The following is a 7,230-nucleotide window of genomic DNA, read 5'->3' on the forward strand; positions in this document are numbered from 1 at the left end:
GAACCACTATCGCCGTGGCGCCTTCTGCCGCATGAGTTCACGGCGCATGGCGTGGTCGGTGAGTCGACGTTCTTCTTTCGTCATATCGGGACCGCCGCGATCCTCGACCTGCATGACCGGCGGGAAATCCGGATCATTAGGCACGCCGGGACGGACTTCCACAATGCCCATTTCCGGGAAGCGATCAATCATGTTCGCCAACTGGTTGTCGTAACCGACGCCAAGGGTGCGATCCCAATCCGAGCGCTCTTGATAGGCGGCGATACGCTCTTGGCGGGTCAGGCCGGTATCCATCACCTTGCTGTAGTTCTCTTCGCTTAACACCTGATTCGGCACCCGCGCAGGCCAGAAGGTGGGCAAGTAAGGATCATATTGCGAGTCATAGCCGGACCGGCAGCTCGCGGTGTCGGTTTGCCAGGGAATCGCCATCCAGCGGGTGATGGAGCCGGGGAACTGGGCGTAGAGCGGCCCGTTATAGGACAAGGCTTCCGCCGAGGTGAGCGTACTGCCGTAGTTCGGCTCTGGATTGTTGGCCGCGCGGTGACGCCACCGATAGGGTTCGCTATACATGGTGGCGTGACGCACTGGCCAGGTCATTTCACAGCCGGGGTGAAAGGCGTCCGCCAGACAGAATTCCAACGCGGCTTTGTCCAGACAGGCGGGCTGCTCGCTGATCGGCACGTCGTCGATGGAGCGGGGCGGGTTGGCGTCTGGATCGTAATCTGACTCAAACTGCCCCTGCGCCCAGTATCCCAGCATGGCCAACTGGGTTTCCGTCAACGCGTTCATGGCGTTGCTGACCGGCGGCATGGGGACGTTCATGGCGTCGCCATACACCCAGGGCCAGAGGTTCATAGATATGTCGTTGCGACCGGGATGGCGAAATGCGTTGGCGACGATCCGCCGCAGCTCGGCATAGTCATCGCCGGGCATGGAGAGCTTGCGCAGATAGTCAGGGTCGAGAAAATGTTGCGGCATGCCGAATCCGAAACCTGCCGCAAATCCTGCGTTCATCCACTGCAAGTCACACATGGCTTTCAGGACGGGAAGAATGTCATTCTGAAAGGAGGGGCAGGTGGGAGCGGGCGCCATACCGGCGTTGATCGCCAGGTCCGTCATCAATGCGTACATGGTGCGCACGGACTTTTGCTGCGGCCCGTAATTGGGAGGCGCGACCACCACCCAGGCTGGCGCCACATCCAGTTTTCTACCGTTGAAAACGACCGTAGCGGTGACCGGACCATCGCTGGTGTCGTCATACCAGCCGTCGTTATTGGCGAAGGTTGTGGGCGGTTTGCCATCGTATGAAGCGGATTTGCCATGACCGCCGAACACCATCAGACGACCGGTCGAGTCAGTGCGTAATTCTCCCAGCGGCACCTCTATCCCCATGAACTTGCCGCCGCGAAACTGGTACTCCGGACCGTAGCTGGAGGGGGTGTTGATAGAACGGGGGCCAGGAGTAATGGATAGCTCGCTACGGTCTTTAACGCTGGCGTTACGCAAGGTGCTGGGCGTCGCCGCTGCGGCTTCCGGGATATCCAGCGCCAGTTCAAAGTTGTACCAGGCCGCCTTATGGTTGGCCAGCTCCACCGTCCACTCGATCTGGGTGACATCATCAATCGACAACTCCCGCACTACCTGGCCGTTGCCGTCATAACCATAGATGCGGAACTCCGCCACTTCGCGCTTCAAAGCGCCAGTGGCGTCACGATACTCACCGGGTTCCTTGGGAGGCGGGTTCGACACCTGCGGCCCAATATAAAAACCGTCTTCTGCGAGGGAATTACCAACACGAGCGATGCCGATGGAGGGATGAATCCTGGCGTAAACAATCTGGTCGTCGGATTTGCTGCTGTTCGTCATAACACACTCCCTTTGGTTAATCAGATACCCGCCATGCCATATCAGATGGCTGTTAAAGGAGTGTAGATGGTGGTTGGGGATTAACAAGCAAGAGAAATAACATTATTGAGGTCTGGCGAAACCCGGTTAGGATGTCAGACCGCCTGAAGTATTTTTTATCACCATCTAGGGTCTTCCCTATCAGCCATATAGCCCCCGCCAGTTTGCCGATTGAGACAAGTGCTTATCTATCGTTAGGATAAAAATACTTTTGTCTCATTCTTTCGGAACACAACATGCAAGAAGGCATTCAAACAATATCCCTCCCAGATTCATGCCTTTTATGTGCTTTAGATTCCAGAAGCAAACTCAACTTGGTAAGCCTGCTTGTTTATACGAATAGGTTATAGGCCGTTGTTCTATGAAGGATTATGCTGAAGCAATTATGAGTGATAACATCCACCACCTTTGGCGCTCGCGGAGAGAAGAACTCCGCCGATTATCGTCTCAATTTATATAAACACTGTTAAACAAGGCCTTTCTATGCTTCAGCGCACTCTAGCTCTAATGATATTCACTCTGTTTACCGGATGCGGACAATCCGAACCTCAAAAAGCTGAGCCAGAGGCTAATAATGCCCCTCAGTATTCTGAGGCTGAGGTTCAGAGACTTATCGATGTTTGTAAGAATCGGGGTGGAGAGTTCCCGATGGATGAATTGAATGCTTGTATTAAACTAAATAAATATAGTCGTTTCCATACGTTGGACTTGAGTAGAATAAAGATTAGGAAACTGCCAGAGAATATCTTTGAAGGAATGATTCATATTCGGCAGTTATTCCTTAATGAAAATTCAATTTCAGCACTCCCTGAATCAATAAAAGACCTTGTTGATCTAAAGGTTATCACGTTGGATTGGAATAAGTTTGAGTCGGTTCCAGAAGAGTTGTTTGAGATAGATGGGCTTAGAGATATATATATATCCCATAATTCGGTAACTAAAGTTGATCAAGGCTTGAAAAATTCTACAAAGCTTAGAAGAATTATTCTTTCATTTAACAAATTGGAAGAGTTTCCGGCTGTGTTTTCTGAAATGCCTAATCTTAAAATCCTCGATTTGGCGTCAAACTCTATTTCGCGTGTGCCTAAAGAAATAGGGGGTATGTCTAGCCTTATAGGGTTATCTCTGGCTGATAACAAGGTAGAAGAGGTTCCCGAGGAGATTGGGGCGCTTTCCAACTTAACCATGTTGGATTTAAGCGCAAATAAACTAAAAACATTGCCTGTAACAATAGCCAGGCTTCCAAATTTGACTCAACATATAAAAGAGCATAGTGGCTTTGTAAATAATCTTACGGCGCTTGGTTTTGAGGAAGATGGAGAGGAAATATATGGAGTTACGTTGTTAAAGGGATATCAGACAACACTACCTGTCAGCAGGTATTCAGGGATAAATATTTTATTTAACGATATTGATGAGCTCGATAAAGAGTTTTGCAATGTGTTTTTTATTAATGCTGATGATAAGACCTTAATTAATTGCGATGGTGAGTGAGGTAAAATATGAAGTTTGACTCTGAGCTTAATGTTGATCTGTTAAGACATCAGGTAGGCACTATAGAAGGAAGTATCCAGGCTTCAATAAAGATATGGGAAACTGCTGCATGGCAGTTTATATCAAGTTATGAGGTTGCGTTATTAAGGTTTAAAAGTACAATAGAAAAGCAAGAAGAGATTGAGCGGAAGGCCGTTGACTACGCTTTTACTGCTCTAGCTCTAGCCGGCGGTAACTTGCTAACTGCTACTATTGCAAAAGGAATTGAAGGGTATATCTATGATAAGTCGCTGTCTTTTGTATGCAAGAATAACTTAGAAACTATTTTCAATCGTGTGTATTCTAATGAGAGTGTTAGAAGTATAATTGGTGGTGCTGTTAAGAAAGGGGAGGACGCTCTGCTTCAATCAGTTGTAAACACAATAAAGGAAAATGTTAGGCAGTATAAGTACAAAAATGAACCGTCAAAAAATAGCTCTATATGCGTACTTTCTGGAATGATGACTTATGTGGCTAATAAAGGTGAAACCCTCAGGCGAGCTATTAGAGTGTCTGCAAATGCATATATAAATGCCGTTGGCACTAATTTTGAGCAAAGAAGGCTTGCGGATTATAACAATATGATAAGTGAGATTATTAACTGCAAATTCATGTTTCCCCCTGATATAGATGCTGTATCTAGCGCAGGAGGACAGTTCTCTGAGCAAAGAGCGGCAAGGGTGCAAGAAAAGATCGAGCTTTCAATGTACTTGGCAAGATTAATGGATACGGATGTATTAGTTCAGCGGTATATGAACAGCCCTGCAATCAAGAAAACACATGTTCGCACCTCAATTAACTACTCTCCATCTCAGATCGGATATCCCAACACGCTACCAGAACGTATCGATGCTTATAACAATACAGGATTAATAGAGCAGAAAGTTGTGTACTCTTCTTACGGATCAAAAGTGGCGGAGGAACTTAATCGTCTGGCTAATAAAATATATAATCAAGGGAATATTGTTGAAGTGACTGCATGGACAGGATCAAGGCCTAGCAGAGAGTCATTGGTAAAGGCTGAGAATTTGGCGAACATTCTTGGACAACCTTATCATCAACCTTTTGTAGGGTCAGATAGACCTATCTTGACGAGAGACTCGGGGTTATTTGGCTTGACTGAGGCTCAGAAGAAGGTAATAAAACAAAATAGTAAGTATTGAAGATGCTTTTCCATTGTTGCGCTGGTTTGCATCTTATTTTATGTGGAAAGCCTGTTGGTAAGCTGGTTCGTTTATACAAATTGGTTATAGTTTGATTCGTTGAAGGGAAAAATTGCTGAGACAATCATGAGTGATAACATCCGCACCCTTCGGCGCTCACGGAGAGAAGAACTCCTTCGATTATTGTCTCAATTTATATAAGCACTGTTAAACAAGCCCTTTCTATGCTTCAGCGCACTCTAGCTCTAATGATATTCACCCTGCTTGCCGGATGCGGACAATCCGAACCTTAAAATGCTGAGTCAGAGGCTAATAATGCTCCTCAGTATTCTGAGGCTGAGTTACAAGAATATGCCAATTCATGTAGAAATGATAAAAGCACATCACCCCTTGAAAGTGTCAGAGCATGTGTTGCCATAAACAAGGCGACAAAGTCTTACTGGCTTAATTTAGAACAGTGAGATTTGTTAGAGCTACCCGACGATATATTTTCTGGATTAGATCACGTCACAATTTTGAGTTTGAACGAGAATAAACTTTCATCGTTGCCTTCATCAATTTCAGAGTTAAAGAGTTTGAGAGTTGTATACTTGGATGTGAATAACTTTAAAAGTATCCCCAATGAACTTTTTTCTCTATCGAATGTTAAAGATATATTTATTTCCAGAAATATGGTTGAGAGTGTTGATCAGGGCGTTGTCAAAATGATTTCTCTTAGAAGAGTCGTTCTTTCCATGAATAAGCTTGAGGAGTTTCCATCTCCTTTTTTGGAACTATCTAATTTGAAAATTATAGACTTGTCTCTAAACTCGATTTCTCATGTCCCCAAAGATATCAATAAAATGAAGGGATTGATCGGGATTTCTCTTGCTGACAATAGTGTTGAATTTCTTCCAAAAGAGCTGGGTGAGATAAAAGGTCTAACAATGCTTGACTTTAGCTCCAATAAGTTGAAAAGCATTCCAGTTGAGATATCGGCTCTTCCAAACCTTGTTGTAAAGGTTGAAGGGCATAGAGACTCTATAAAGCATTTTGCAACAATGGATTTTGAAGAAGACGGTAAGGAAATTCATGGGGTTGGCCTTTTAAACGGAGAAAAAACTGTTATCCCTCCGATTCAGTATTCAGGTTTGAATATCCTTTTTAACAATGTTGAAAGGCTGGATTCTTCATTCTGTAAAGTGTTTTTCTTGAAGAAAGATACTGATGCTTTACTTGAGTGCAATTAATTATTGAGGTTTGCGGATGAGATTTTATTTGGGATTAAATAAGAATTTGGTAAAGTCTCAAGTAGACACTGTCTAAATATGGCATCTCATCTGCTCATAATAGGTGGGCCACTAATGCATGGAGATTTATTTATAATTACGAAGTGGCCTTGTGAGATTCAAGGATAAAATTGAGTCTCAAGCTGAGCTAGAAAGAGTCGTAATTAAACAAAATGACTGGTTATTAATTGCACTTTTGGTTTTTTGTTTAAAGGTTTTGATGAGTATAAGAGATTCAATGAGCTTAAAATACTCGGTGAAAATAAAGTCACAGAGTGATTGGAAGCAATATTTTTCCAAGGCGGATATATTTATCAATGTTATAAAGTATCTTTTTATAATCGCTCCGCTAATGGCGAGTTTTGGATGCGGGCAATCCGAACCTCAAAAAGCTGAGCCAGAGACTAACAATGCTCCTCAGTATTCTGAGGCTGAGATCCAACGATATGTGGATCAGTGTGACAAGCACGATGGGAAGTCCCCTATGGATATTGTGAGGGCATGTGTGAGATTGAATAAAGCCACACATTACCATACCCTCGACCTGAAGGGGCTAAATATTGATACTCTTCCCGATGACATTTTTGATGGCCTGGAGCATGTCAAAATTTTATATCTTAGCGAAAATGCATTGTCTAGCTTGCCAAAGTCTATATCTGAAATGAAAAGTCTTAAGCGTGTTCACTTAGGTTGGAATCAGTTTGAGGAGTTTCCAGTTGAGCTGTTTAATATAGGTGGACTAAAAGATGTATATATTTCAAAAAATAAAATAATTCGCGTTGGTGAGGGGTTGAAGAATATTAAGTCTTTAAGAAGAGTAATTATTTCACATAATGACCTGAAAGAGTTTCCGCATGTTTTCACAGAGATGTCCTGGTTGAAAATCCTTGACCTGGGAACAAACTCCATTGACATAATTCCGAAATCTATAAGTAACATGTCTGGAATCATAGGGCTTTCCTTGTCCGATAATGACCTTAAAGAAATTCCCGTGGAAATAGGCGATTTAAAAAACCTAACAATGTTAGATGTTAGCTCTAATAAACTGCACTCACTCCCCGTGGAGCTAGCGCTCCTTCCCAAATTGATTGAGCCGGTCAGAAATCATAGTGGTTTTGTAAATAATTTGCTGGGGTTAGGGTTTGAGGAAGATGGTGAGGAAATTTATGGGGTTTCACTATTGAAAGGATATAAAACCACTCCTCCTGCAAGTCAGGCAAATCGCACTATGTGGCTACATAGTAGCCAGACCCGATAGCACTTTTTTTAAGTAACCATGGTCCCAGCCCGCTCGTAGCCTCTTAGTTTTTATACCTCCTTTGTCCGTCTTCTCATTCTTCAATAAATTCAACGCCATATGT

General features: G+C 44.0%; 5 protein-coding genes and 1 pseudogene. 4 read left to right on the forward strand and 2 right to left on the reverse strand.

The window, feature by feature from the left end; translation table 11 throughout:
• Positions 1-6: 6 nt before the first annotated feature.
• On the reverse strand, positions 7-1,866 hold the full coding sequence (locus tag KP814_RS08505) for a LodA/GoxA family CTQ-dependent oxidase (protein ID WP_216736368.1): 1,860 nt from the start codon (positions 1,864-1,866) through the stop codon (positions 7-9).
• Between the two features lie 522 nt (positions 1,867-2,388).
• Between KP814_RS08505 and KP814_RS08510 the strand changes: the two genes are divergently transcribed.
• The 4 genes from KP814_RS08510 to KP814_RS08525 all read left to right on the forward strand — a co-directional run bounded on the left by KP814_RS08510 (position 2,389) and on the right by KP814_RS08525 (position 7,127).
• Positions 2,389-3,399 (forward strand): leucine-rich repeat domain-containing protein, encoded by a 1,011-nt coding sequence (locus tag KP814_RS08510; protein ID WP_216736369.1) that lies wholly within the window; start codon positions 2,389-2,391, stop codon positions 3,397-3,399.
• A gap of 8 nt (positions 3,400-3,407) precedes the next feature.
• Positions 3,408-4,601: a hypothetical protein gene (locus tag KP814_RS08515; RefSeq protein WP_216736370.1), complete on the forward strand. Its 1,194-nt coding sequence runs from the start codon at positions 3,408-3,410 to the stop codon at positions 4,599-4,601.
• A 464-nt stretch (positions 4,602-5,065) separates the two neighbouring features.
• Positions 5,066-5,830 carry a leucine-rich repeat domain-containing protein gene (locus KP814_RS08520; RefSeq protein ID WP_216736371.1) on the forward strand — a complete coding sequence of 255 codons (765 nt, stop codon included), beginning with the start codon at positions 5,066-5,068 and terminating at the stop codon, positions 5,828-5,830.
• Positions 5,831-5,981: 151 nt separating this feature from the next.
• The gene (locus tag KP814_RS08525) at positions 5,982-7,127 is read left to right on the forward strand and encodes a leucine-rich repeat domain-containing protein (RefSeq protein ID WP_216736372.1); all 1,146 of its coding nucleotides are present in this window, start codon (positions 5,982-5,984) and stop codon (positions 7,125-7,127) included.
• Here the strand turns inward: KP814_RS08525 and KP814_RS08530 are convergent.
• Positions 7,104-7,230: pseudogene (locus KP814_RS08530) on the reverse strand (ISAs1 family transposase); the annotation flags it as partial. The gene KP814_RS08525 and the pseudogene KP814_RS08530 sit on opposite strands and share 24 nt — an antisense overlap.

This window comes from Hahella sp. HN01 (genome assembly GCF_018986435.1).
GTDB lineage: Bacteria > Pseudomonadota > Gammaproteobacteria > Pseudomonadales > Oleiphilaceae > Hahella.

What these genes read in the sequence shown, in the direction of transcription:
- KP814_RS08510 (WP_216736369.1), top strand. Translation starts at nt 2,389, where the DNA reads ATGCTTCAGCGCACTCTAGCTCTAATGATATTCACTCTGTTTACCGGA.
- KP814_RS08515 (WP_216736370.1), top strand. Translation starts at nt 3,408, where the DNA reads ATGAAGTTTGACTCTGAGCTTAATGTTGATCTGTTAAGACATCAGGTA.
- KP814_RS08505 (WP_216736368.1), bottom strand. Translation starts at nt 1,866, where the DNA reads ATGACGAACAGCAGCAAATCCGACGACCAGATTGTTTACGCCAGGATT.